The sequence below is a fragment of the Xanthobacter autotrophicus genome, from assembly GCF_029991245.1.
Lineage (GTDB): Bacteria > Pseudomonadota > Alphaproteobacteria > Rhizobiales > Xanthobacteraceae > Xanthobacter > Xanthobacter autotrophicus_C.
This window is the reverse complement of sequence record NZ_JAIVFO010000073.1, coordinates 1-22,912: the sequence shown is the minus strand read 5'-3', so window position 1 is coordinate 22,912 and position 22,912 is coordinate 1. Positions and strand designations below refer to the sequence as shown.

Below are 22,912 nucleotides of genomic sequence, written 5' to 3'. Positions count from 1 at the left end.
CCCCAGCCCGGAAGCGGAGCACCTGTCTTCGCCCCTCCGCGTGAGGCCCAGCCGGGCCAGGGCGAGGGCCTGCTCGAAACCCGCCGTGAGGGAATCGAGAACCGGCACCGGTGCCTGCTCCGCGAGCGCCGTGCCATAGCCCGCAAGCGCCGCTCCGGCGACGATGACCACATCCGGAGCCTGGCGCGCGATCACCTCGTCCACCGCCTCGCGCACCAGCTTCAGCCCGTCCTCCCGGCGGGTGGCGACGGCGAGGGCATCGCCCGGCACCACGCCAATGCCGGCGCAACGCGCCTCCAGGGCGGTCCGCCGCATCAGGTCGCGCAGCATGGCCGGCCACTCCGCCCCCACCGTGACGATGGAAAAGCGCTCCCCGAGCTGGAGCGCGGTGAGGATGCTGGCTTCCGCCATGCCCGCCACCGGAAAGGCCTGCTCCGCCCGGAGCGCCTCGATCCCCGGCTCGCCGAAACAGGCATAGAAGCAGGCGTCGAAGGGGGCGCGGCCCGCCGCCCGTTCGCCTTCCACCGCCTCGCGCACCGCCTCCTGGACGGCATGGGTGGCCACCGCCACGGCCCCACGCGTGGACACATAGGGCATGCCGAAGGGCGCCGTCGCGCCGACCAGCTGCACACTTTCCGGGCACCTGGGTTTCAGTGCCGCAATCATGCGCTCCGTCACATGGGCAGTGGTGTTTCCGTTCAGCACCAGGATCTTCAAAACGGCCTCGCCGGGTCACACGGGGTCAATCGGTGGCGACACTACGTGCGCATGGGACGGGGCGGCAATCGGAACCGGTAAAACGGCACGCGCCACCCATGCGCAGGCTGATCCGGCCCGGGCGACAGCGCCCGGCCAGCGGACCCCGCCCCCGCGACGCGATCCCAATCGCATACCTGAACACCTGATTTGCCCCATGTTTAAGCAACAATACAAATCGTGGATAATTTGAAGACAAATTTTCCCATCATTCCGTTGGGGCAACTCCATTCTGGGCGGGTCACCGGTGGTGGCACGCCGGTTGCTAATGAACTGGGCAACACGTGACTGGGCAACACGTGACCTGGGTATCTCGCCGCAAAGGACTCCATGATGCTGCAAACTGAAAAGCGGATCCGCTCCGGTCGCCACACCCTGAAGACCGCCGCCCTTCTGCTGGCCACGAGCTTTGCGTGCATCGCGCCGGGCATCGCCGGCGCCGAGACCACCCTGCGCATCGGCATGACCGCCGCCGACATCCCGCGCACCCTCGGCCAACCGGACCAGGGCTTCGAGGGCAACCGCTTCACCGGCGTCACCCTGTATGACGCGCTGGTGAACTGGGACCTGTCCTCCGCCACCAAGCCCAGCGTGCTCATCCCCGGCCTTGCCACCGAGTGGAAGGTGGACGACGCCGACAAGACCAAGTGGGTGTTCAAGCTGCGCCCCGGCGTCACCTTCCACGACGGTGCGCCGTTCAACGCCGACGCCGTGGTGTGGAACGTGGGCAAGGTGCTGAACAAGGAGGCGCCGCAGTTCGACGCCAGCCAGGTGGGCGTCACCGCCTCGCGCATGCCAACCCTGGTCTCGGCGAAGAAGATCGACGACCTGACGGTGGAGCTGACCACCAAGGAGCCGGACAGCTTCCTGCCCTACAACCTCACCAACCTGTTCATGGCCAGCCCCGCCCAGTGGCAGAAATTCTATGACGCCGCCGACGGCGCCGATGCCAAGGCCAAGGCGGCCGCCGCCTGGACCGCCTTCGCCCGCAACGCGTCCGGCACCGGCCCGTGGAAGATGACCGGTTTCGTGCCCCGCGAGCGGCTGGAGCTGGTGAAGAACGAGGCCTATTGGGACAAGGCGCGGGTGCCCAAGACCGACAAGATGCTGCTTTTGCCCATGCCCGAGGCCAACGCCCGCACCGCCGCCCTCATGGCCGGCCAGGTGGACTGGATCGAGGCCCCCGCCCCCGACGCCATCGCCCAGCTGAAGTCCCGCGGCTTCAAGATCGAGAGCAACGAGCAGCCCCACGTGTGGCCGTGGCAGTTCTCCCGCATCGAAGGCTCGCCGTGGAACGACATCCGCGTGCGCAAGGCGGCAAACCTGTGCATCGACCGGGCAGGCATGAAGGACGGGCTGCTGGGCGGCCTCATGGTGCCGGCCACCGGCACGGTGGAGCCCGGCCATCCCTGGCGCGGCAATCCCACCTTCCAGATCAAGCATGACGTGGCCGCCGGCCAGAAGCTGATGAAGGAAGCCGGCTTCGGCCCCGACAAGAAGTTGAAGGTGAAGACCCAGACTTCCGCCTCCGGCTCGGGCCAGATGCTGCCCCTGCCCATGAACGAATATCTCCAGCAGGCGCTGGCGGACTGCTATTTCGACGTTCAGCTCGACGTGATCGAGTGGAACACCCTGTTCACCAACTGGCGCAAGGGCGCCAAGGACCCGACCGCCAACGGCGCCAACGCCATCAACGTGACCTATGCGGCCATGGACCCGTTCTTCGCCATGGTGCGCTTCCTGCAGTCGGGCATGGCGCCGCCGGTGTCCAACAACTGGGGCTTCAACAACAATCCCAAGTTCGACGAGCTGGTGAAGAAGGCCCGCACCTCGTTCGATCCCGCCGCACGGGACGCGGCGCTCGCCGAGCTGCATGCCGCCTCGGTGGACGACGCCGCCTTCCTCTATGTGGCGCACGACGTGGGCCCCCGCGCCATGAGCCCCAAGATCAAGGGTTTCGTGCAGCCCAAGAGCTGGTTCGTGGACTTCTCGCCGGTGTCGATCTCGCAGTGATGCCTTGAACCGGAACGCGGGGCGTTGAATACGCCCCGCGTTTTCTTCCCCCTGCGCAAGGTGGCCCCGTGCTGGTCTATATCCTGAGGCGGATCATCTATGTGATCCCGATCGTCATCGCCGTCGCGCTGGTGTGTTTCCTTCTGGTCCACATCACGCCGGGCGATCCGCTGGTTGCGGTGCTCCCGGCCGATGCCTCGGCGGAACTCGCGGCGCAGATGCGCGCCGCCTACGGCTTCGACCGGCCGCTGCCGGTGCAGTTCGGCCTGTGGATCTGGCAGGCGCTGCACGGCAATCTCGGCACCTCCATCGCGTCCGGACGCCCGGTGCTGGCGGAGGTGACGCAGGCGGTGGGCAATACCTTCATCCTCGCGGTTACGGCCTCCCTCATCGGCTTCTTCTTCGGCGTCTTCTTCGGGCTGGTCGCCGGCTATTTCCGCAATACCTGGGTGGACAAGGTCGCCACCTCCATTGCCGTGGCGGGCGTGTCCGTGCCCCATTACTGGCTCGGCATGGTGCTGGTCATCATCTTCTCGGTGTGGCTCAACTGGCTGCCGGCGGTGGGCAACGGCCCCGGCGGCTGGGCGTGGGACTGGGTGCACATGCGCCACCTCATCCTGCCCGCCGTCACCATGTCGGTGATCCCCATGGGCATCGTGACGCGCACCGTACGCGCGCTCACCGGCGACATCCTCTCGCAGGATTTCGTGGAGGCGCTGCGCTCCAAGGGCCTGAAGGAAACCCAGGTGTTCCGCCACGTGGTGAAGAATGCCGCCCCCACCGCCGTTGCGGTGATGGGCCTGCAGCTCGGCTACCTGCTGGGCGGCTCCATCCTCATCGAGACGGTGTTCTCCTGGCCGGGCACGGGCTTCCTGCTCAATTCGGCGATCTTCCAGCGCGACCTGCCGCTGCTGCAGGGCACCATCCTGGTGCTGGCGCTGTTCTTCGTCTTCCTCAACCTCGTGGTCGATATCGCCCAGGCGTCCATCGATCCGCGCATCAAGCGGAGCTGAGGACATGAGCGTGAGCGGAGACCAGAAATGAGCGCAACCGACGCCGCCCTCCAGGCCGCCCCGGTCCAGAAGGCCCGCGGCTATTGGGCCACCGTGGGCCGCCGCTTTTCCCGCGACAAGGTCAGCATGGTGTGCGCGGCGGTGCTGCTCGCCATCGTGCTCGCCGCCATCTTCGCCCCCTGGCTCGGCCTTGCCGATCCCTATCAGGGCTCCATGATCCGCCGTCTCCGCCACATCGGCACGCCGGGCTATCTTCTCGGCACTGACGAACTGGGCCGCGACATGCTCTCCCGCCTCATCTATGGCGGGCGGCTCTCGCTGCTCATCGGCATCCTGCCGGTGGTGCTCGCCTTCGGCATCGGCACCAGCCTCGGCCTGCTCGCCGGCTATCTGGGCGGGGCGGTGAACACCATCATCATGCGCACCATCGACGTGTTCTACGCCTTCCCCTCGGTGCTGCTGGCCATCGCCATCTCCGGGGTGCTGGGGGCGGGCATCGTCAATTCCATCGTCTCGCTCACGGTGGTGTTCGTGCCGCAGATCACCCGCGTGGCCGAGAGCGTGACCACCTCGGTGCGCAACCTCGATTTCGTGGACGCGGCCCGCGCCTCCGGGGCCGGCGCCATCACCATCATGCGGGTGCACATGCTGGGCAACGTGCTCGGCCCCATCTTCGTCTATGCGACCGGGCTGATCTCGGTGTCCATGATCCTGGCCTCGGGCCTGTCCTTCCTCGGCCTCGGCACCAAGCCGCCGGAGCCGGAATGGGGCCTGATGCTGAACACCCTGCGCACCGCCATCTATGTCAATCCGGGCGTCGCAGCCCTGCCGGGCGTGATGATCTTCGCCGTCTCCATCTGCTTCAACATGCTCAGCGACGGGCTGCGCAGCGCCATGGACATCCGCAATTGACCCTCATCGAGCCCATTCTTGAGCCCTTGGCGGACATCGGCGGGCCGGCCCAGCCGCTGCTCGACGTGAAGAACCTCACCAAGCACTTCCCCGTGGGCGGCGGCTTCCTCGCCGAGAAGAAGACCGTGCGGGCGGTGGACGACGTGTCCTTCTCCATCGCCAAGGGCGAGACGGTGGGCATCGTGGGCGAGAGCGGCTGCGGCAAATCCACCACCGCGCGCCTGCTCATGCACCTCATGCCCCGCAACGCCGGGGAGATCCTGTTCGACGGGGAGACCGTGGGCGGGACGCTGACCATGCGCGACTTCCGGCGCGGCATGCAGATGGTGTTCCAGGACAGCTACGCTTCCCTCAACCCGCGCCTCACCATCGAGGATTCCATCGCCTTCGGCCCCAAGGTGCACGGCATCGCCGACAAGGAGGCGCGGGTCCTGGCCCGCGACCTGATGGGCAAGGTGGGCCTGCGCCCGGAAGTGTTCGCCAATCGCTATCCCCACGAGGTGTCCGGCGGGCAGCGCCAGCGCGTCAACATCGCCCGGGCGCTGGCTTTGAAGCCGCGCCTCGTGATCCTCGACGAGGCGGTCTCGGCGCTGGACAAGTCGGTGGAGGCGCAGGTGCTGAACCTGCTCACCGACCTCAAGCGCGAGTTCGGCCTCACCTATCTGTTCATCAGCCACGACCTCAACGTGGTGCGCTACATCTCCGACCGGGTGCTGGTGATGTACCTCGGCCAGGTGGTGGAGCTGGGGCCGGTGGACGAGGTGTGGGACGGCCCGGCCCATCCCTATACGCGGGCGCTGCTCGCCGCCATGCCGGCCCTCGATCCGGACCAGCGCACGCAGGAGCCGCCCATCACCGGCGACCCGCCCAACCCCATCGATCCGCCGCCGGGCTGCCGCTTCCACACCCGCTGCGCCTTCTTCGAGCCGGTGTGCGCCGAGGCCTGCCCCGCCTTGGCGCCGGTGGCGGGGGGCGCGCATTTCGCCGCCTGCCACATGGTCATTCCCGGCTCCGGGCACAGCCGCGCGCCCAAAGCCGGAGGCAACCCATGACTGCGCCCTTGGTCGATATCCGCGACCTCACCATCCGCTTCACCGGCGAGCGCACGGTCTATGCGGTGAACGGCGTCTCGCTCTCCCTCGGCGAGGGCGAGGTGCTGGGCCTCTTGGGCGAATCCGGCTCCGGCAAGAGCGTGACCATGCGCGCGCTCATGCGGCTCCTGCCCAAGAAGCGCACGGTGATCAGCGGCAGTGTCGCCGTGGCCGGGCAGGATGTGCTGGCCATGGACGACGCCACGCTTTCCGCCTTCCGCGGCCGCACCGTCTCCATGATATTCCAGGAGCCGGCGCTGGCGCTGGACCCGGTCTACACCATCGGCCAGCAGATCGCGGAATCGGTGAAGCGCCACGAGGGCGCGAGCCACGCCACCGCCATGGCGCGGGCGCTGGAGATGCTGGAGCTGGTGCGCATTCCCTCCGCCAGGCGCCGGCTCGATGCCTATCCGCACGAAATGTCCGGCGGCATGCGCCAGCGCGCCATGATCGCCCTCGCACTCGCCTGCAAGCCGAAGATCCTGCTCGCCGACGAGCCCACCACGGCGCTCGATGCCACGGTGCAGATCCAGATCCTGCTGCTCCTGCGCGAATTGCAGCGGGAGATGGGCATGTCGGTGATCTTCGTCACCCACGACATCGGGGTGGCCATCGAAATCTGCGACAAGGTGGCGGTGATGTATGCCGGCCAGATCGTGGAGACCGGCACGCTGGGCGAGATCGTGCGCACGCCGCGCCATCCCTATCCCCAGGGGCTGCTGGCCTCCACCGTGCACGGCGCCAGGCGCGGCGCGCGGCTGCAGACCATTCCCGGCACCCCGCCCTCCCTCGACCTGGCGCCGGCGGCCTGCTCCTTCGCCCCGCGCTGCGCCCATGCACAGCAGCGTTGCACCGAGCGCCTGCCCCCGGACGTGGTGCTCGCCCCCGGCCGGACGGTAAGGTGCGTGCTGGCTGAACATCCCGTCCCGGTGAGCTGATGACCGAGCTGATGACCCCCGCCCTGTCCAATCTCCAGATCAATGCCGACCGCCTCTGGGGCACCATCCTTGAAACCGCGCAGTTCGGCGGCACGCCCAAGGGCGGTGTCAGGCGCCTGACCCTGAGCGAGGAAGACCGCCAGGTGCGCGACTGGTTCCGCGCCGCCTGCGAGGCCGCCGGCTGCACCGTGAGCGTGGATGCGCTGGGCAACATGTTCGCCCTGCGCCCGGGCAGGGACGCCGGCAAGGCGCCGCTGGGCATTGGCTCCCACCTCGACACCCAGCCCACCGGCGGCAAGTTCGACGGCATCCTCGGCACGCTGGCCGCCCTCGAGGTGGTGCGCGCCCTCAACGACGCCGGCATCGAGACCGACACGCCCTTGTGCGTGGTCAACTGGACCAATGAGGAAGGCTCCCGCTTCGCCCCGGCCATGATGGGCTCGGCCGGCCATGTGGCCGACCTGCCGCTGGCCGAAATCCTCGCCCGCACCGATGCGGATGGCGTGAGCGTGGGCGAGGCCCTCGACGCCATCGGCTATCGCGGCGCGGTGCCGCTCGGCACGCAGACATTCAGCGGCTTCCTGGAGCTGCACATCGAGCAGGGGCCGATCCTGGAGGCGGAGAACGTCACCATCGGCGTGGTGGAGCACGGCCAGGGCATCATCTGGTATGCCGGGCGCATCACCGGTTTCGAGAGCCATGCCGGCTCCACCCCCATGCACCTGCGCAAGGATGCCCTCGCCACCCTCTCCGAGATCGTGCTCGCGGTGGAAAAGCTGGCGGTGGAGCTGGGGCCGAACGCGGTGGGCACGGTGGCGGACATCACCATCGCCCGGCAATCGCGCAACGTGATCCCCGGCGAGATCACCTTCGCCGCCGAGTTCCGCACCCCCGACGCGGACATCCTCGAAGCGCTGGACACCGGCCTTCAGGCGGCGGTGGCGCGCATCGCCGAGCGGCGGAAGGTGAGCGTTAAGCTCGACACCATCTGGCGCAAGGAGCCCACCCATTTCGATCCCGCCGTCACCGGCGCGGTGGCCGTTGCGGCGCAGAAGCTGGGCCTCAGCCACCGCCCCATGGTCTCGGGCGCGGGGCATGATTCCTTCCACCTCGCCACCATTGTGCCCACGGGCATGATCTTCGTGCCCTGCAAGGACGGGGTGAGCCACAACGAGCTGGAATCCGCCACCAAGGAGGACTGCGCCGCGGGTGCCAACGTGCTGCTTCATGCCGCGCTGGCGCTGGCCGGCGATGCCGGGAAAGCGTGAGGCGCACACCGTGAGCTGTGCCCCCTCCCCCCTCCTCGCCCGCCCGCTGACGGCACAAGCCTTGACAGCGGAAGCCTTCGCGCCCTTCGGCGACGTGCTGCGCGTGCCGCGAGAGGTGGGAACGCGCAGCTACTTCGACGGCGCGCTGGCGAGCCTCAAGCCGCAGACGCCGGCGAGCCTCTCCCTCATCCTCGCCGCGCCCAGCCTGGCGCGGCCGGTGCCGGTCACGATCATCGAGCGGCACCGGCTCACGTCGCAGAGCTTCCTGCCCATGGCGCCCACGCCATGGCTGGTGGTGGTGGCGCCCAACGCCGCCGACGGATCGCCGGACCTGGCCGCCGCCGTGGCCTTCCGGCCCGGCCCCGGCGAGGGCATCACCCTGAAGAGCGGCGTGTGGCACGCCCCGCTCACGGTGCTGGAAGCCCCGGCCCCGTTCGCCATCTTCATGTGGCGCGACTTCGGCCCGGACGACGAGGACTTCGCCGACATCACCCCGTTCACCGTGGCGCTCTGAGGGCTTCGCAGCGGTGGCCGGCATGGCACCGTTGACCGGCCGCGTCCTTCTGGTTGCGAGGGTGGTTCATCGCGCCATGGATTCCCTTTGCCCGCATCGCGCGCGCCGGAAACGCAGCGCCAGATGCAGCCCCGCAAGCGCACGCGCCGTTGGGGGGACGGGGGAGGCCAGGTCACCGCCCCCGTCCCCCCGCCCAAAGAAAAAGGCCGCCCGAAGGCGGCCTTTTCCGTTTCTGTCCAGAGGTCGTCGGGCGATCACTCCGCCGCGTCGATGGGGCCTTCCACCAGGGGATGGCCCTCGCTCTGCTCGTCGCGGGTCGCGACGATGAGGTCGTCGCGGCTGTTGGCGATGGTGCGCAGGCGCGACATCTGGGCGCCGGTGCCGGCCGGGATGAGGCGGCCGACAATGACGTTCTCCTTCAGGCCTTCCAGCGGATCCACCTTGCCGTTGACCGCCGCCTCGGTGAGGACGCGGGTGGTCTCCTGGAAGGAAGCCGCCGAGAAGAAGGAGCGCGTCTGCAAGGACGCCTTGGTGATGCCCAGCAGCACGGGATGGCCGGTGGCGGGCTTCTTCGCCTCTTCCGCGGCCTTCTCGTTCGCCTCGATGAACTCGATGCGGTCCACCTGCTCGCCGTCCAGGAAGTCGGTCTCGCCGCTGTCGTCGATCTCGACCTTCTGGAGCATGTTCCGGACAATCACCTCGATGTGCTTGTCGTTGATATGCACGCCCTGGAGCCGGTAGACCTCCTGGATCTCGTTGACGAGGAAGGCGGCAAGCTCTTCCACGCCCTTGATCGCCAGGATGTCGTGCGGCGCCGGGTTGCCGTCGACGATGAAGTCGCCCTTCTCCACCACGTCGCCGTCCTGGAGATGGATGTGCTTGCCCTTCGGGATCAGGTATTCCACCGCATCCCCGCCGTCCGCCGGCTCGATGGAGAGCCGGCGCTTGTTCTTGTAGTCACGGCCGAAGCGGATGGTGCCCGAGATCTCGGCGATGATGGCCGCATCCTTGGGACGACGCGCCTCGAACAGCTCCGCCACGCGCGGCAGACCGCCCGTGATGTCGCGGGTCTTGGCGCTCTCCATGGGCACGCGGGCCACCGCGTCGCCGGCCTTGAGGGTCTGGTTGGGGTCCACCGAGATGATGGCCTCCACCGGCAGGGCATAGCGGGCGTCGCCGCCGCGGGGCAGCTTGATAATCTTGCCGTCCTTGCCCTTGATGAGGATGGCGGGGCGCAGCTCCGGCCCACGGCCCGAGCGGCTGTCCGTCACCACGCGCTTGGCGATGCCGGTCGACTCGTCGACCGTCTCGTTCATGGAGGAGCCTTCCGTCAGGTCCTCGAAGGCCACCATGCCGTCCACCTCGGAGAGGATGGGGCGGGTGTAGGGGTCCCACTCGGCGATGCGCTGGCCACGCTTGATGGTGTCGCCCTCGTCCACCTTGAGGCGGGCGCCGTACTGCACGCGGTTGACCGCGCGCTCGGTGCCGTCCACGTCGACGATGACCACCGCCAGGTTGCGGGCCATGACCACGAGGTCGCCTTCCGAGTTCCGCGCCACGTTGCGGTTGCGGATGCGGACGAGGCCCTCGAAGTTGCTTTCCACATAGGAACTGTCGGCGAGGGTCGCCGCGCCGCCGATGTGGAAGGTGCGCATGGTGAGCTGGGTGCCCGGCTCGCCGATGGACTGGGCGGCGATGACGCCCACCGCCTCGCCCATGTTCACCGGGGTGCCGCGGGCAAGGTCGCGCCCGTAGCAGGTGCCGCACACGCCGTTCCGGGTCTCGCAGGTCAGGACCGAACGGATCTTGATCTCCTGGATGCCGGACTTGTTGATCCGCTCGACGTGCCATTCCTCGATCATGGTGCCGCGGGGCACGATGACGGTGCCGGTGGCCGGCTCCACGATGTCTTCCGCCGCAGTGCGGCCGAGGACGCGGGAGGCCAGCGAAGCCACCACCTGGCCGGCGTCGATGATGGCGCGCATGTGGATCCCCTTCTCCGAGCCGCAATCGCGCTCGGTGATGATGGAATCCTGCGCCACGTCCACGAGGCGGCGGGTGAGGTAACCAGAGTTGGCGGTCTTCAGAGCCGTGTCGGCAAGGCCCTTGCGCGCGCCGTGGGTGGAGTTGAAGTACTCCATCACGGTCAGGCCTTCCTTGAAGTTCGAGATGATCGGGCTCTCGATGATCTCGCCCGACGGCTTGGCCATGAGGCCGCGCATGCCGGCAAGCTGCTTCATCTGAGCGGGCGACCCACGCGCTCCGGAGTGGCTCATCATGTAGATCGAGTTGATCTGCTTCTCGCGGCCGGTCTTCGGGTCCCGCTTCACGGACGAGATTTCCTTCATCATCTCGTCAGCGATGCGGTCCGTGCACTTGCCCCAGGCGTCCACGACCTTGTTGTACTTCTCGCCCTGGGTGATCAGACCGTCATTGTACTGCTGCTCGTATTCCTTGGTGAGGCTGCGGGTCTCCTCGACCAGCTCCCACTTCTTCTTCGGCACCACCATGTCGTCCTTGCCGAACGAGATGCCGGCGCGGAACGCGTTGTAGAAGCCGAGCGCCATGATGCGGTCGCAGAAGATCACGCTCTCCTTCTGACCGCAGTGCCGGTACACGGCATCGATCATGTTGGAGATTTCCTTCTTCGTCATCAGCTTGTTGACGACGTCGTAGGACAGCTTCGGATGCTTGGGCAGCAGCTCGCCGATCTTCATGCGGCCCGGAGAGGTCTCATAGATCTTGGAATACTGCTTGCCCTCGGCATCCACGCCGATGTAGCGGCCGCGGATCTTGGTGGCGAGGGTGATCGCCTTGGCGTTCAGCGCGTGGTCGATCTCCGCCATGTTGGCGAACATCATCCCCTCGCCGGGCTCCTTCTCCTTCATGATGGAGAGGTAGTAGAGGCCGAGCACGATGTCCTGCGACGGCACGATGATGGGCTGGCCGTTCGCCGGGTGCAGGATGTTGTTGGTGGACATCATCAGCACGCGCGCTTCCAGCTGGGCTTCCAGCGAGAGCGGGACGTGGACGGCCATCTGGTCGCCGTCGAAGTCGGCGTTGAAGGCCGAGCAGACCAGCGGATGCAGCTGGATCGCCTTGCCCTCGATGAGCACCGGCTCGAACGCCTGGATGCCGAGGCGATGGAGCGTCGGCGCGCGGTTCAGCATCACCGGGTGCTCGCGGATCACCTCGTCGAGGATGTCCCACACCTCGGGACGCTCCTTCTCCACCAGCTTCTTGGCCTGCTTCACCGTGGCCGAATGGCCCTTGGCGTCGAGCCGCGAATAGATGAAGGGCTTGAACAGCTCCAGCGCCATCTTCTTGGGCAGGCCGCACTGGTGCAGCTTCAGCTCGGGACCCACCACGATCACCGAACGACCGGAATAGTCCACGCGCTTGCCGAGCAGGTTCTGGCGGAACCGGCCCTGCTTGCCCTTCAGCATGTCGGCGAGCGACTTCAGCGGACGCTTGTTGGCGCCGGTGATGACGCGGCCGCGGCGGCCGTTGTCGAACAGCGCGTCCACCGCTTCCTGAAGCATGCGCTTCTCGTTGCGGATGATGATGTCCGGCGCGCGCAGCTCGATCAGCCGCTTCAGGCGGTTGTTGCGGTTGATGACGCGGCGGTAGAGGTCGTTGAGGTCCGAGGTCGCGAAGCGGCCGCCGTCCAGCGGCACCAGCGGACGCAGGTCCGGCGGGATGACCGGCACGTGGGTGAGGATCATCCATTCCGGCTTGTTGCCGGAGAGCTGGAAGGCCTCCACGATCTTCAGGCGCTTGGCGAGCTTCTTGGGCTTCAGCTCGGTGGTGGCCTCGGAGATTTCCACCCGCAGGTCGGCGGCGATCTTGTCGAGGTCCATGCCGCGCAGGATCTCGCGGATGGCCTCGGCGCCGATCATGGCGGTGAAGTTGGTCTCGCCGAACTCGTCCTGGGCGCGCAGGTACTCGTCCTCCGAGAGGAGCTGACGGTACTTGAGCTTGGTGGTGCCCGGCTCGATGACGACGAAATATTCGAAGTACAGGATCCGCTCGAGGTCCTTCAGCGTCATGTCGAGCAGCAGGCCGATGCGGCTCGGCAGGGACTTCAGGAACCAGATGTGCGCCACCGGGGCCGCAAGCTCGATGTGGCCCATGCGCTCGCGGCGCACGCGCGACAAGGTGACCTCGACGCCGCACTTCTCGCAGATGATGCCCTTGTACTTCATCCGCTTGTACTTGCCGCACAGGCACTCGTAGTCCTTGATGGGACCGAAGATGCGCGCGCAGAACAAGCCGTCACGCTCGGGCTTGAACGTGCGGTAATTGATGGTTTCCGGCTTCTTGATCTCGCCATAGGACCAGGACTTGATCTTGTCCGGGCTCGCAATGGTGATGCGGATCTGGTTGAAGGCCGGGGCCGGAACGGTCGGATTGAAGACGTTCAGGACTTCCTGGTTCATGAGCTGGCTCCCAAACGAAGTGGGCCTTTATCTTCGACCCTGACCGGCCGATGCGCCGGTCAGGCGGTCCGCAATGCGCGGATGTGGTCCTTGAGGACGGGGCGGCAGGCGCGGCCCGACCGGGCCGCGCGATCCCGTCAGCTGTTTTCGAGGTCGACGTTGAGGCCGAGCGAGCGCATTTCCTTCACGAGCACGTTGAAGCTCTCGGGAATGCCGCTCTCGAACGTGTCCTCGCCGCGCACGATGGCCTCGTAGACCTTGGTGCGGCCGGCCACGTCGTCGGACTTCACCGTCAGCATCTCCTGCAGGGTGTAGGCCGCGCCGTAGGCTTCGAGGGCCCACACCTCCATTTCGCCGAAACGCTGTCCGCCGAACTGCGCCTTGCCGCCCAACGGTTGCTGGGTGACCAGCGAGTAGGGGCCGATGGAACGGGCGTGGATCTTGTCGTCGACCAGATGGTGGAGCTTCAGCATGTAGATGTAGCCCACCGTGACCTTACGATCGAACGGCTCGCCGGTGCGCCCGTCATAGAGCGTGGACTGGCCGGAGGCATCCAGGCCGGCCTTCTCCAGCTGCTGCTCGATGTCGGCCTCGTGCGCCCCGTCGAACACCGGGGTCGCCATGGGCACGCCCTTGCGCAGGTTCTCGCCCAGCTCGGGCAGTTCCCCGTCCTTGAGCTGGTCGATCTCCTCCTTGCCGTAGATGGTCTCGAGGCGATCGCGCAGGGGCTTGAGGTCCTGCTTGCCGTAATAGGCTTCCATGGCCGCGGCCACCTGCCGGCCGAGGCCCGCGCAGGCCCAGCCCAGGTGGGTCTCCAGGATCTGGCCCACGTTCATGCGCGAGGGCACGCCCAGCGGGTTCAGCACGATGTCCACGTTGGTGCCGTCCTCAAGGAACGGCATGTCCTCCACGGGCACGATGCGCGAGACCACGCCCTTGTTGCCGTGGCGGCCGGCCATCTTGTCGCCGGGCTGGATCTTGCGCTTCACCGCGACGAAGACCTTGACCATCTTCATCACGCCGGGGGGCAGCTCGTCGCCGCGCTGCAGCTTCTCGACCTTGTCGAGGAACCGCTGCTCCAGACGCTTCTTGGAGTCGTCGTACTGGGCGCGGATGGCTTCCAGCTCCGCCATGATGGCGTCGTCGGCCACCGCGAACAGCCACCACTGCGAGCGCGGATACTCGGTGAGGATCTCGCGGGTGACCACGGTCTCCTTGCGGAAGCCCTTGGGGCCGGCGATGGCGGTCTTGCCGTCGAGGATCTCGATCAGGCGGCCGTAGACGTTACGGTCGAGGATCGCCTGCTCGTCGTCGCGGTCCTTGGCGAGGCGCTCGATTTCCTCGCGCTCGATGGCCAGGGCGCGCTCGTCCTTGTCCACGCCGTGGCGGTTGAACACGCGCACTTCCACGATGGTGCCGGTGGTGCCGGGCGGCAGGCGCAGCGAGGTGTCGCGCACGTCGGCGGCCTTCTCGCCGAAGATGGCGCGCAGCAGCTTTTCTTCCGGCGTCATCGGGCTTTCGCCCTTGGGCGTGATCTTGCCCACGAGGATGTCGCCGGCGCGCACTTCGGCGCCGATATAGACGATGCCCGCCTCGTCGAGATTCTTCAGCGCCTCTTCCGAGACGTTGGGAATGTCGCGGGTGATTTCCTCCGGCCCGAGCTTGGTGTCGCGGGCCATGGCCTCGAATTCCTCGATGTGGATCGAGGTGAACACGTCTTCCTTGGCGATGTTCTCCGAGAGCAGGATGGAATCTTCGAAGTTGTAGCCGTTCCACGGCATGAACGCGACGAGCACGTTGCGGCCGAGGGCCAGCTCGCCAAGCTCGGTCGAGGGACCGTCGGCGATGATGTCGCCCTTCTTCACCTGGTCACCCACGCGCACCAGCGGACGCTGGTTGATGCAGGTGGACTGGTTGGAGCGCTGGAACTTCATCAGCCGGTAGATGTCGACGCCCGACTTGGACGGATCGGCCTCTTCCGTGGCGCGGATGACGATACGGGTGGCGTCCACCTGGTCGATGACGCCGGTGCGGCGGGCGGCGATGGCGGCGCCCGAGTCCCGGGCCACCACGGCTTCCATGCCGGTGCCCACCAGAGGCGCCTGCGAGCGCACCAGCGGCACCGCCTGGCGCTGCATGTTGGAGCCCATGAGCGCGCGGTTGGCGTCGTCGTTCTCAAGGAACGGGATCAGCGCCGCGGCCACCGAGACCAGCTGCTTGGGGGACACGTCCATGAAGTCGACGCGGTCGGGGGCGACCAGGAGCACGTCGCCCGCATGGCGGCAGACGATGAGGTCTTCCTCGAAGCGGCCGTCCTTGTCGAGCGGGATGTTGGCCTGGGCGACGTAATACTTCCCCTCCTCCATGGCGGAGAGATAGACCACCTCGTCGGTGACCTTCGAATCCACCACGCGGCGGTAGGGCGCCTCGATGAAGCCGTACTTGTTCACGCGGGCAAACGTGGCCAGCGAGTTGATGAGGCCGATGTTCGGGCCTTCCGGCGTCTCGATGGGGCAGATGCGGCCGTAGTGGGTCGGGTGCACGTCGCGCACCTCGAAGCCGGCGCGCTCGCGCGTCAGGCCGCCCGGGCCAAGCGCCGAGAGGCGGCGCTTGTGGGTGATCTCCGACAGCGGGTTGGTCTGGTCCATGAACTGCGAGAGCTGGGACGAGCCGAAGAACTCGCGCACCGCCGCCGCCACCGGCTTGGCGTTGATCAGGTCCTGCGGCATCACGGTGTCGATGTCCACGGAGGACATGCGTTCCTTGATGGCGCGTTCCATGCGCAGCAGGCCGACGCGGTACTGGTTCTCCATCAGCTCGCCCACCGAGCGCACGCGGCGGTTGCCCAGGTGGTCGATATCGTCGATCTCGCCCTTGCCGTCGCGCAGCTCGACCAGCGTGCGGATGACGGAGAGGATGTCGTCGCGGCGCAGCACCCGCACCGTGTCGGGGCAGTCGAGGTCGAGGCGCATGTTCATCTTCACGCGGCCGACCGCGGACAGGTCGTAGCGCTCGCTGTCGAAGAACAGCGAATGGAACATGGCCTGCGCCGAATCGATGGTCGGCGGCTCGCCCGGGCGCATCACGCGGTAGATGTCGAAGAGCGCGTCCTCGCGGGTCACGTTCTTGTCGGCCGTCAGCGTATTGCGGATGTAGGCGCCGGTGTTGACGTGGTCGATGTCCAGCACCGGGATTTCGTTGTAGCCGTTCTCCTCGAGCAGCTTCAAAGTCTTCTCGGTGATTTCCTCGCCCGCCTCGGCGTGGATCTCGCCCGAGGCCAGGTCCACCAGATCCTCGGCGATGTACTGGCCGATCATCTCCTCATTGGAGATCCTGAGGGCCTTCAGGCCCTTCTCGGCGAGCTGGCGGCCGGCGCGCACGGTCAGCTTCTTGCCGGCCTCCAGCACGACTTCGCCGGTATCGGCGTCGATGAGATCGGCAACCGCCTTGTAACCCTTCATGCGCTTGGGATCGAACGGCATGCGCCAGCCGCCCTTCTCCCGCGTGAAGGGAATCTTCTCGTAGAAGGTCGAGAGGATTTCCTCGTTGTCGAGGCCGAGGGCATAGAGCAGGCTCGTCACCGGAATCTTCCGGCGCCGGTCGATGCGCGCGAACACGATGTCCTTGGCGTCGAACTCGATGTCGAGCCAGGAGCCGCGATAGGGGATGATGCGGGCGGCGAACAACAGCTTGCCCGAGGAGTGGGTCTTGCCCTTGTCGTGGTCGAAGAACACGCCCGGCGAACGGTGCATCTGGGAGACGATGACGCGCTCGGTGCCGTTCACGATGAACGTGCCGTTCATGGTCATGAGCGGGATGTCGCCGGTGTAGACGTCCTGCTCCTTGATGTCCTTCACCGACTTGGCACCGGTATCGGGGTCCACATCGAACACGATGAGGCGCAGCGTCACCTTGAGCGGGGCAGCGAAGGTCATGCCGCGCTGGCGGCACTCGTCCACGTCATACTTCGGCGGCTCGAACTCGTAGCGCACGAACTCCAGCATGGAGGCGCCCGAAAAGTCGGAGATGGGGAACACCGACTTGAACACCGCCTGCAGGCCGTCGTCGTCGCGTCCGCCCTTGGGTTCCTCGATCTGGAGGAACTGGTCGTAGGATGCCTTCTGAACCTCGATGAGGTTCGGCATCTCGGCCACTTCCTTGATCTTGCCGAAGAACTTGCGGATCCGCTTACGACCGGTGAACGTTTGCGCCATCTCGATCCTCGTCCGTCCTGGTCCCCTCGGGCCGGCACCCCTTTGCCTCAGAAGAGACAGGGGCACGCCGCGCCGGCACCGGAACCTCACCACCGTCACAGCCGAAGAGGTGGGGGCAAAAGCCATCCCCCTTCAGCACTATGACGGTTCTCCCGGCAGCCGCGGGGCGTTGCCCGCACCGGCTGCCGGGAGAACCGTCGTCTCCGATGCATTGCCCCCGAAGATCCGGGAGCAATGCTATGGACGGGGTCCCGGCCTGGACCGGGACCCCGAACGTCAAAAGCTCACTTGAGCTCGACCTTGGCGCCAGCCTTTTCGAGCTGGGCCTTGAGCTTCTCGGCCTCGTCCTTGGAAACGGCTTCCTTGACGGGCTTGGGAGCGCCTTCCACCAGGTCCTTGGCTTCCTTGAGGCCGAGGCCGGTGATGGCGCGCACTTCCTTGATGACTTCGATCTTCTTGTCGCCAACCGCAGCGAGGACGACAGTGAACTCGGTCTGCTCCTCCACGGCGGCAGCGGCAGCAGCCGGGGCAGCGGCGACAGCCACGGCGGCGGCGGCGGAAACGCCCCACTTCTCCTCGAGGAGCTTCGCCAGCTCGGCGGCCTCGAGAACGGTCAGGGAGGAGAGCTCGTCGACGAGCTTGGTCAGGTCAGCCATGGGAATAGTCCTTAAGATAGGTTCGGATTTTGGATTTGCGAGATCAGGCCGCCAGCTGCGGCCCGGTCCTCACGCAGCTTCGTCCTGCTTGGCATAGGCCCCGAACACGCGGGCGAGCTTGGCTGCCGGCGCGGTGGTGAGCTGCGCGAGCTTGGTCGCCGGGGCCTGGATAAGGCCGACGAGCTTGGCACGCAGTTCGTCCAGGGACGGAAGGGTCGCAAGCGCCTTCACTCCGTCCACGTTCAGGGCCGTAGTGCCCATCGCGCCGCCAAGGATCACGAACTTGTCATTCGTCTTGGCGAACTCGACAGCCACCTTCGGCGCCGCCACCGGATCGCTGGAATAGGCGATCAGGGTCGGTCCCTTGAGAAGGGACGACACATGGGCGACGTCGGAGCCTTCCAGAGCGATCTTGGCGAGGCGGTTCTTGGCCACCTTTACAGTCGCACCGCTCGCCTTCATCTGCCGGCGCAAGCGCGACATCTGGGCAACGGTGAGGCCGGAATAGTGGGCGACCACGACGACGGAGGTGCTCTTGAACACATCCGTGAGCGTCGTGACGAGCTCTTGTTTTTGCGCTCGATCCACGTCTGGCTCTCTTTAAGCCTGTGGCGGCACCCTCACCCCAAAGGGGCTCGAGATCCCGCCGGTTGCGCCTTGCCGCGTGCCGCGACCAACCTGTCGAAAGCGACATGAAGGCCGCGATCCGCGACGCTCTCATGCCCTGTCCCCTCTTGATCCGGGCACGGATAACCGTGTCGCGGAGCGCAAGGCGCTGGTTCCGAACCGATCTTCATCCCCGCGTCACACGGCCTGTCGACCCTGGACGGCGGAGGCAAAACTCCGGTCTTCCCCGTCTATGCTGGCTCTCCGAAGTCCGCCTCGGCGAGGCGGGTGCGAGAATTAAGCCTTGATCGTTCGCCGATTTGAGCGAACATCAGGGCGCCGGCAGTCTCGGACAGGACTCATCGCCGGCCAGATTTCAGGCCTGTCGTCCGGTTTGGGTCGACAAATCCTACACTGACAGACGATTAGGCCGGGCGGGCGAACCCTCCCAGCCCTTTCACCCCGTCAAGGGCGAAAGCTACAGATACTTTGACCGAGCGGCGGACCGCCCGGAAACAGTCGATATATAGGGCGCCGCCCCTCTTGTCACGCCCTTTGCGCATTTTTTGCATCAGGCGGTTTGCATCAGGCGGCCGGACCGCCTGACCGACGCGATGGACCGCCTCGCGCCCAAAGTGGCGCAAGGCCAACGATCCGTTGCTCACCGCGGCGGCAGTGCGCCGGCGGCGGGCCTCAGGCCGTGCGGACCGAACCCGAAAGCGCCGCCGGCCGGCCGGCGGGCCGCTTTGCAGAACGGGCACCGGCTTCTTCGGCCGCCTCGCGGGCAAGGCGGCGGATATCGGAGCGGCTGACGCCCATGTCGGACAATTCCCGGTCGCTCAGGGAGGCGAGTTCGTCCACCACGCGGCGGCGCATCACCGCACCGGCGAAGAAGCTGCGAAGGGCGACCCACAAGGTCTGAAGTGCGAGCATGGTCTTCTCCTCACGCCACGGGGGCGTTAGCTGCAACGCAGCATTCAAGAGAAGATAGCCCCCACTGCGGTGCAGCAGAACCGCTCAGAACGCAGGCCTGCCCTGCCCCAAGCTGGTATCGCATTAACGGATCGGCAACGTGCCCGCCCAATGCGCAGGCCGCCCAATGCAAAAGGCCGGGCACGAGGCCCGGCCATTCAAAAACGCAGTCGCGTCAGGCCGATCAGGCGGTGTGAACGGTCGCCGGTTCCACCTTGATGCCGGGGCCCATGGTGGAGGACACCGCCACGCGCTGCAGGTAGGTGCCCTTGGCGCCGGCCGGCTTGGCCTTCACCACCGCGTCGACGAAGGCGCGGATGTTCTCGGCCAGCTTGTCGGCCGGGAACGAGGCCTTGCCGATGCCGCCGTGGATGATGCCGGCCTTCTCGACGCGGAACTCCACCGCGCCGCCCTTGGCGGCGGCGACGGCGCCCTTCACGTCCATGGTCACGGTGCCGACCTTCGGGTTCGGCATCAGCCCGCGCGGGCCGAGGATCTTGCCGAGACGGCCGACCAGCGGCATCAGGTCCGGGGTGGCGATGCAGCGATCGAACTCGATGGTGCCGCCCTGGATGGTCTCGAGGAGATCCTCGGCGCCGACGATGTCGGCACCCGCCGCCTTGGACTCGTCAGCCTTGGCGCCACGGGCGAACACCGCCACGCGCACGGTACGACCCGAGCCGTTGGGCAGGTTGCACACGCCGCGGACCATCTGGTCCGCATGGCGGGGATCGACGCCCAGGTTCAGCGCGACCTCGATGGTCTCGTCGAACTTGGCCGTGGTGCGCTCCTTCAGGAGCGCCAGGGCCTCGTCGAGGGGATAGAGCTTGACGCGGTCAATGCCTTCGTTGACGGCGCGGATGCGCTTGCCTTGCTTCATGGCGCTCACCCCTGAACCTGCAGGCCCATGGAGCGGGCCGAACCTTCGATCATCTGAACGGCGGCCTCAACGGTGTCGCAGTTCAGATCCTTCATCTTCTTCTCGGCGATCTCCGAGAGCTGGGCGCGGGTGACCTTGCCCACGAAGGTGCCCTTGCCGGGCGTCTTGGAGCCGGAGCCGGGCTTCTTCTTGGTCTCGAGGCCGGCGGCCTTCTTCAGGAAGTAGGAGACCGGCGGGGTCTTCAGCTCGAAGGTGAAGGAGCGGTCCTGGTAGGCGGTGATCACCACCGGGATCGGCATGCCCTTTTCGAGCTGCGCGGTCTGGGCGTTGAACGCCTTGCAGAATTCCATGATGTTCAGGCCGCGCTGACCGAGCGCGGGACCAATCGGCGGGGCCGGATTGGCGCTGCCGGCAGGCACCTGCAACTTGACGTAACCGGTAATTTTCTTCGCCATTGCACAACTCCCAAGATGCGCCGCGCACCCCCTCGGGGGCTTGCGGGCGGGATCGCGTGGTGCGGATCATAGGAGCGCTTGGCGAGACGCTCCCTCCCCTCCCACGCCGGCGCCCTGCCTTGCGGCACGGCGCCCACGTCGGGCAGCGCGAACGCTGCCCGTTCGGCTCAGACCTTCTCGACCTGAGCGAATTCCAGTTCCACCGGCGTCGCGCGGCCGAAGATGGACACTGCCACCTTCACGCGCGAGCGGCTCTCGTCCACCTCTTCCACGATGCCGTTGAACGAGGCGAACGGGCCGTCGGCCACCTTCACCGTCTCGCCCACCTCGAAAGTGATGGAGGGCTTGGGCCGCTCGATGCCTTCCTGGACCTGCTGCAGGATGCGCATGGCCTCGGATTCGGAGATGGGCATGGGCTTGTTGTCGGCGCCCAGGAAGCCGGTGACCTTCGGCGTGTTCTTGATGAGATGGAAGGCCTCGTCGGTGAGGTCCATCTTCACCAGCACGTAGCCGGGGAAAAACTTGCGCTCGGCGTCCACCTTCCGGCCGCGGCGCACCTCGACCACCTTCTCGGTGGGCACGAGGATCTGCTCGAACAGATCGGTGAGCCCGCGCTGATCGGCCTGCTCGCGGATGGAGTCGGCCACCTTCTTCTCGAAGTTGGAATAGGCGTGAACGATATACCAGCGCTTGGCCATGGTGCCTTCCTTTCCGCTCAGTGCCCGAGGGTCAGGAGGGTCGACACGCCGAATCTGATGATCTGGTCGACGATGAGGAAGAAGATGGAGGCAAGCAGAACCATCACGAACACCATGCCCGTGGTGATCAGCGTCTCGCGCCGGGTCGGCCAGGTGACCTTCGCCGTTTCGGCGCGGACCTGCTGAAAGAACTCGACAGGACTGTTCTTCGCCATAGCGCTCTTCGCCAATCGTTCCCGGCCGCCTGGTCCGGACGCCCCGTGGGCCGCTCCGGTGACCGCCACCTCTGTATCGCGCGGCACGAACGCCGCCCCAAGAATGCTCCGACCCGCCGGCGCCGGCTCTTGCGAGACGTTGCTACGGGATCATCCGGGCGGGATCAGGGCCGCGTCGTCGCGCCCCGTGCCGCCGCCTCGCCGTGCCTGCCGCCCCTCTCGGAAGTGGCAGGAGTGGAGGGACTCGAACCCCCAACCCCCGGTTTTGGAGACCGGTGCTCTAACCAGTTGAGCTACACTCCTATAGCCTGAAGGCGCCTCCCGAAGGCGGCGCCCCGGCATCAGGGCCGGCACCCCGAAGCGCGAGCCATCGCCCGCCGGCCTCGAGGGTAGACTCCGCCGCGCCGGGGAGTGACCCAGCGCATCGGACGGGTGTGTGTAGTGGCATGCGCGGCGCGTGTAAAGAGGCATGCTAGTGCGCGACGCCGGTAGCCACAGCTTCCGCGGTGCCGGCCTTGGGTGCTTCGCGAGCAGGATAAAGCGCCTCGCTGAAACCGCCATTGGCCGGAGCATAATAGGGTGTGGTGCGCATCACGGACGCGAACTTGTCGTTGTCCGCCTTGCTGCTCACATAAGGTGCGTCGCGCTTGCCCCTGAGCGCGAACACGTCGCCCTCGAAGTGGTCGAACTCAACCGCACTGGAATCGAAGCCGAGGCACGCCTCCCGGTCGAAGGCGGCGCCGATCATCTCCTTGTAATAGACGTTCGGCTTCACGCAGAGCTTGAAGTTCCGGATCGTCCATTCGCCCTGGATCACCTCGCGGCGCCCCTCTTCCCAGACCAGAAGCCGTCCACCCATCGCGCCCGACGGAGGCGGCTCGAAATAGGCGGCGATAGGTCCGCTGAAGCGGTAGGCGCCGATAAGCGTACGCCCGCCCCAACTCTGCGCCCGCTTGGCCTGGGCGTCTTCCACCTGTTGCGGCGTCGCGCAGCCCAGCAACGCCCCGCACAGGGCCGCGATCGACCCATGCATCCGAATGGCCCTGACCATTCATTGCCCCCTGACGCAAGAAAGGCAGGCCGAAGCCTGCCTTTCCGGTTTCAATTGTAAAGCAGCGATCCGGCCATGGGGTCGGACCAAGGCCCAGATCACTCGATGATGGAGGCGACGACGCCGGCGCCCACCGTGCGGCCACCCTCGCGGATGGCGAAACGCAGCTTCTCTTCCATGGCGATGGGAACGATCAGCGCCACGTCCATGGACACGTTGTC

General features: G+C 66.7%; 18 protein-coding genes, 1 tRNA gene and 1 pseudogene. 7 read left to right on the top strand and 13 right to left on the bottom strand.

The window, feature by feature from the left end; translation table 11 throughout:
- The coding region (locus K9U41_RS13565) for an aspartate/glutamate racemase family protein (RefSeq protein ID WP_282641365.1) at nt 1–717 on the bottom strand (717 nt) is incomplete at its 3' end.
- A gap of 369 nt (nt 718–1,086) precedes the next feature.
- Here K9U41_RS13565 and K9U41_RS13560 point away from each other — a divergent pair.
- The 7 genes from K9U41_RS13560 (at nt 1,087) to K9U41_RS13530 (ending at nt 8,505) form a co-directional block, all read left to right on the top strand.
- Entirely contained in the window at nt 1,087–2,769 is a 1,683-nt protein-coding gene (locus K9U41_RS13560; protein WP_282641364.1) for an ABC transporter substrate-binding protein, read from the top strand.
- A 68-nt stretch (nt 2,770–2,837) separates the two neighbouring features.
- Nucleotides 2,838–3,782 carry an ABC transporter permease gene (locus K9U41_RS13555; protein ID WP_282641363.1) on the top strand — a complete coding sequence of 315 codons (945 nt, stop codon included), beginning with the start codon at nt 2,838–2,840 and terminating at the stop codon, nt 3,780–3,782.
- Nucleotides 3,783–3,809: 27 nt separating this feature from the next.
- Nucleotides 3,810–4,694, top strand: coding sequence for an ABC transporter permease (locus K9U41_RS13550; RefSeq protein WP_282641362.1), 885 nt, complete (start codon nt 3,810–3,812; stop codon nt 4,692–4,694).
- Nucleotides 4,691–5,746 carry an ABC transporter ATP-binding protein gene (locus tag K9U41_RS13545; protein WP_282641361.1) on the top strand — a complete coding sequence of 352 codons (1,056 nt, stop codon included), beginning with the start codon at nt 4,691–4,693 and terminating at the stop codon, nt 5,744–5,746. The genes K9U41_RS13550 and K9U41_RS13545 overlap by 4 nt, the downstream gene beginning before the upstream one ends.
- The gene (locus tag K9U41_RS13540; RefSeq protein ID WP_282641360.1) at nt 5,743–6,723 is read left to right on the top strand and encodes an ABC transporter ATP-binding protein; all 981 of its coding nucleotides are present in this window, start codon (nt 5,743–5,745) and stop codon (nt 6,721–6,723) included. Before K9U41_RS13545 ends, K9U41_RS13540 begins: the two co-directional genes overlap by 4 nt.
- A gap of 11 nt (nt 6,724–6,734) precedes the next feature.
- Nucleotides 6,735–7,991 carry a Zn-dependent hydrolase gene (locus K9U41_RS13535; protein WP_282641366.1) on the top strand — a complete coding sequence of 419 codons (1,257 nt, stop codon included), beginning with the start codon at nt 6,735–6,737 and terminating at the stop codon, nt 7,989–7,991.
- A gap of 10 nt (nt 7,992–8,001) precedes the next feature.
- Nucleotides 8,002–8,505, top strand: a complete 504-nt coding sequence (locus K9U41_RS13530) for an ureidoglycolate lyase (RefSeq protein ID WP_282641359.1) — start codon at nt 8,002–8,004, stop codon at nt 8,503–8,505.
- Nucleotides 8,506–8,759: 254 nt separating this feature from the next.
- Here K9U41_RS13530 and rpoC read toward each other — a convergent pair whose 3' ends face one another.
- From rpoC to tuf, 12 genes and pseudogenes are all read right to left on the bottom strand, one after another.
- Nucleotides 8,760–12,944, bottom strand: a complete 4,185-nt coding sequence (rpoC, locus tag K9U41_RS13525) for a DNA-directed RNA polymerase subunit beta' (protein WP_282641358.1) — start codon at nt 12,942–12,944, stop codon at nt 8,760–8,762.
- A gap of 137 nt (nt 12,945–13,081) precedes the next feature.
- Complete coding sequence (gene rpoB, locus K9U41_RS13520; protein ID WP_282641357.1) at nt 13,082–17,158, bottom strand: DNA-directed RNA polymerase subunit beta; 4,077 nt, start codon at nt 17,156–17,158, stop codon at nt 13,082–13,084.
- A gap of 284 nt (nt 17,159–17,442) precedes the next feature.
- Nucleotides 17,443–17,814 carry a 50S ribosomal protein L7/L12 gene (gene rplL, locus K9U41_RS13515; RefSeq protein ID WP_282641356.1) on the bottom strand — a complete coding sequence of 124 codons (372 nt, stop codon included), beginning with the start codon at nt 17,812–17,814 and terminating at the stop codon, nt 17,443–17,445.
- 69 nt (nt 17,815–17,883) lie between these two features.
- Entirely contained in the window at nt 17,884–18,402 is a 519-nt protein-coding gene (gene rplJ / locus K9U41_RS13510) for a 50S ribosomal protein L10 (protein WP_282641355.1), read from the bottom strand.
- A gap of 711 nt (nt 18,403–19,113) precedes the next feature.
- Nucleotides 19,114–19,353: a DUF1127 domain-containing protein gene (locus K9U41_RS23960; RefSeq protein ID WP_432715793.1), complete on the bottom strand. Its 240-nt coding sequence runs from the start codon at nt 19,351–19,353 to the stop codon at nt 19,114–19,116.
- A 223-nt stretch (nt 19,354–19,576) separates the two neighbouring features.
- Complete coding sequence (rplA, locus tag K9U41_RS13500; protein ID WP_282641354.1) at nt 19,577–20,272, bottom strand: 50S ribosomal protein L1; 696 nt, start codon at nt 20,270–20,272, stop codon at nt 19,577–19,579.
- A 5-nt stretch (nt 20,273–20,277) separates the two neighbouring features.
- Nucleotides 20,278–20,727, bottom strand: coding sequence for a 50S ribosomal protein L11 (rplK, locus tag K9U41_RS13495; RefSeq protein WP_282641353.1), 450 nt, complete (start codon nt 20,725–20,727; stop codon nt 20,278–20,280).
- A gap of 167 nt (nt 20,728–20,894) precedes the next feature.
- Nucleotides 20,895–21,425, bottom strand: coding sequence for a transcription termination/antitermination protein NusG (nusG, locus tag K9U41_RS13490; RefSeq protein WP_012115334.1), 531 nt, complete (start codon nt 21,423–21,425; stop codon nt 20,895–20,897).
- Nucleotides 21,426–21,442: 17 nt separating this feature from the next.
- Complete coding sequence (gene secE / locus K9U41_RS13485) at nt 21,443–21,640, bottom strand: preprotein translocase subunit SecE (RefSeq protein WP_282641352.1); 198 nt, start codon at nt 21,638–21,640, stop codon at nt 21,443–21,445.
- 226 nt (nt 21,641–21,866) lie between these two features.
- Nucleotides 21,867–21,943, bottom strand: a tRNA-Trp gene (locus K9U41_RS13480).
- Between the two features lie 169 nt (nt 21,944–22,112).
- Nucleotides 22,113–22,691, bottom strand: coding sequence for a hypothetical protein (locus tag K9U41_RS13475; protein WP_282641351.1), 579 nt, complete (start codon nt 22,689–22,691; stop codon nt 22,113–22,115).
- 98 nt (nt 22,692–22,789) lie between these two features.
- Nucleotides 22,790–22,912, bottom strand: a pseudogene (gene tuf / locus K9U41_RS13470) (elongation factor Tu); the annotation flags it as partial.

What these genes read in the sequence shown, in the direction of transcription:
- K9U41_RS13560 (WP_282641364.1), top strand. Translation starts at nt 1,087, where the DNA reads ATGATGCTGCAAACTGAAAAGCGGATCCGCTCCGGTCGCCACACCCTG.
- K9U41_RS13550 (WP_282641362.1), top strand. Translation starts at nt 3,810, where the DNA reads ATGAGCGCAACCGACGCCGCCCTCCAGGCCGCCCCGGTCCAGAAGGCC.
- K9U41_RS13540 (WP_282641360.1), top strand. Translation starts at nt 5,743, where the DNA reads ATGACTGCGCCCTTGGTCGATATCCGCGACCTCACCATCCGCTTCACC.
- K9U41_RS13535 (WP_282641366.1), top strand. Translation starts at nt 6,735, where the DNA reads ATGACCCCCGCCCTGTCCAATCTCCAGATCAATGCCGACCGCCTCTGG.
- rpoC (WP_282641358.1), bottom strand. Translation starts at nt 12,944, where the DNA reads ATGAACCAGGAAGTCCTGAACGTCTTCAATCCGACCGTTCCGGCCCCG.
- rpoB (WP_282641357.1), bottom strand. Translation starts at nt 17,158, where the DNA reads ATGGCGCAAACGTTCACCGGTCGTAAGCGGATCCGCAAGTTCTTCGGC.
- rplL (WP_282641356.1), bottom strand. Translation starts at nt 17,814, where the DNA reads ATGGCTGACCTGACCAAGCTCGTCGACGAGCTCTCCTCCCTGACCGTT.
- K9U41_RS23960 (WP_432715793.1), bottom strand. Translation starts at nt 19,353, where the DNA reads ATGCTCGCACTTCAGACCTTGTGGGTCGCCCTTCGCAGCTTCTTCGCC.
- rplA (WP_282641354.1), bottom strand. Translation starts at nt 20,272, where the DNA reads ATGAAGCAAGGCAAGCGCATCCGCGCCGTCAACGAAGGCATTGACCGC.
- rplK (WP_282641353.1), bottom strand. Translation starts at nt 20,727, where the DNA reads ATGGCGAAGAAAATTACCGGTTACGTCAAGTTGCAGGTGCCTGCCGGC.
- nusG (WP_012115334.1), bottom strand. Translation starts at nt 21,425, where the DNA reads ATGGCCAAGCGCTGGTATATCGTTCACGCCTATTCCAACTTCGAGAAG.
- secE (WP_282641352.1), bottom strand. Translation starts at nt 21,640, where the DNA reads ATGGCGAAGAACAGTCCTGTCGAGTTCTTTCAGCAGGTCCGCGCCGAA.
- K9U41_RS13475 (WP_282641351.1), bottom strand. Translation starts at nt 22,691, where the DNA reads ATGGTCAGGGCCATTCGGATGCATGGGTCGATCGCGGCCCTGTGCGGG.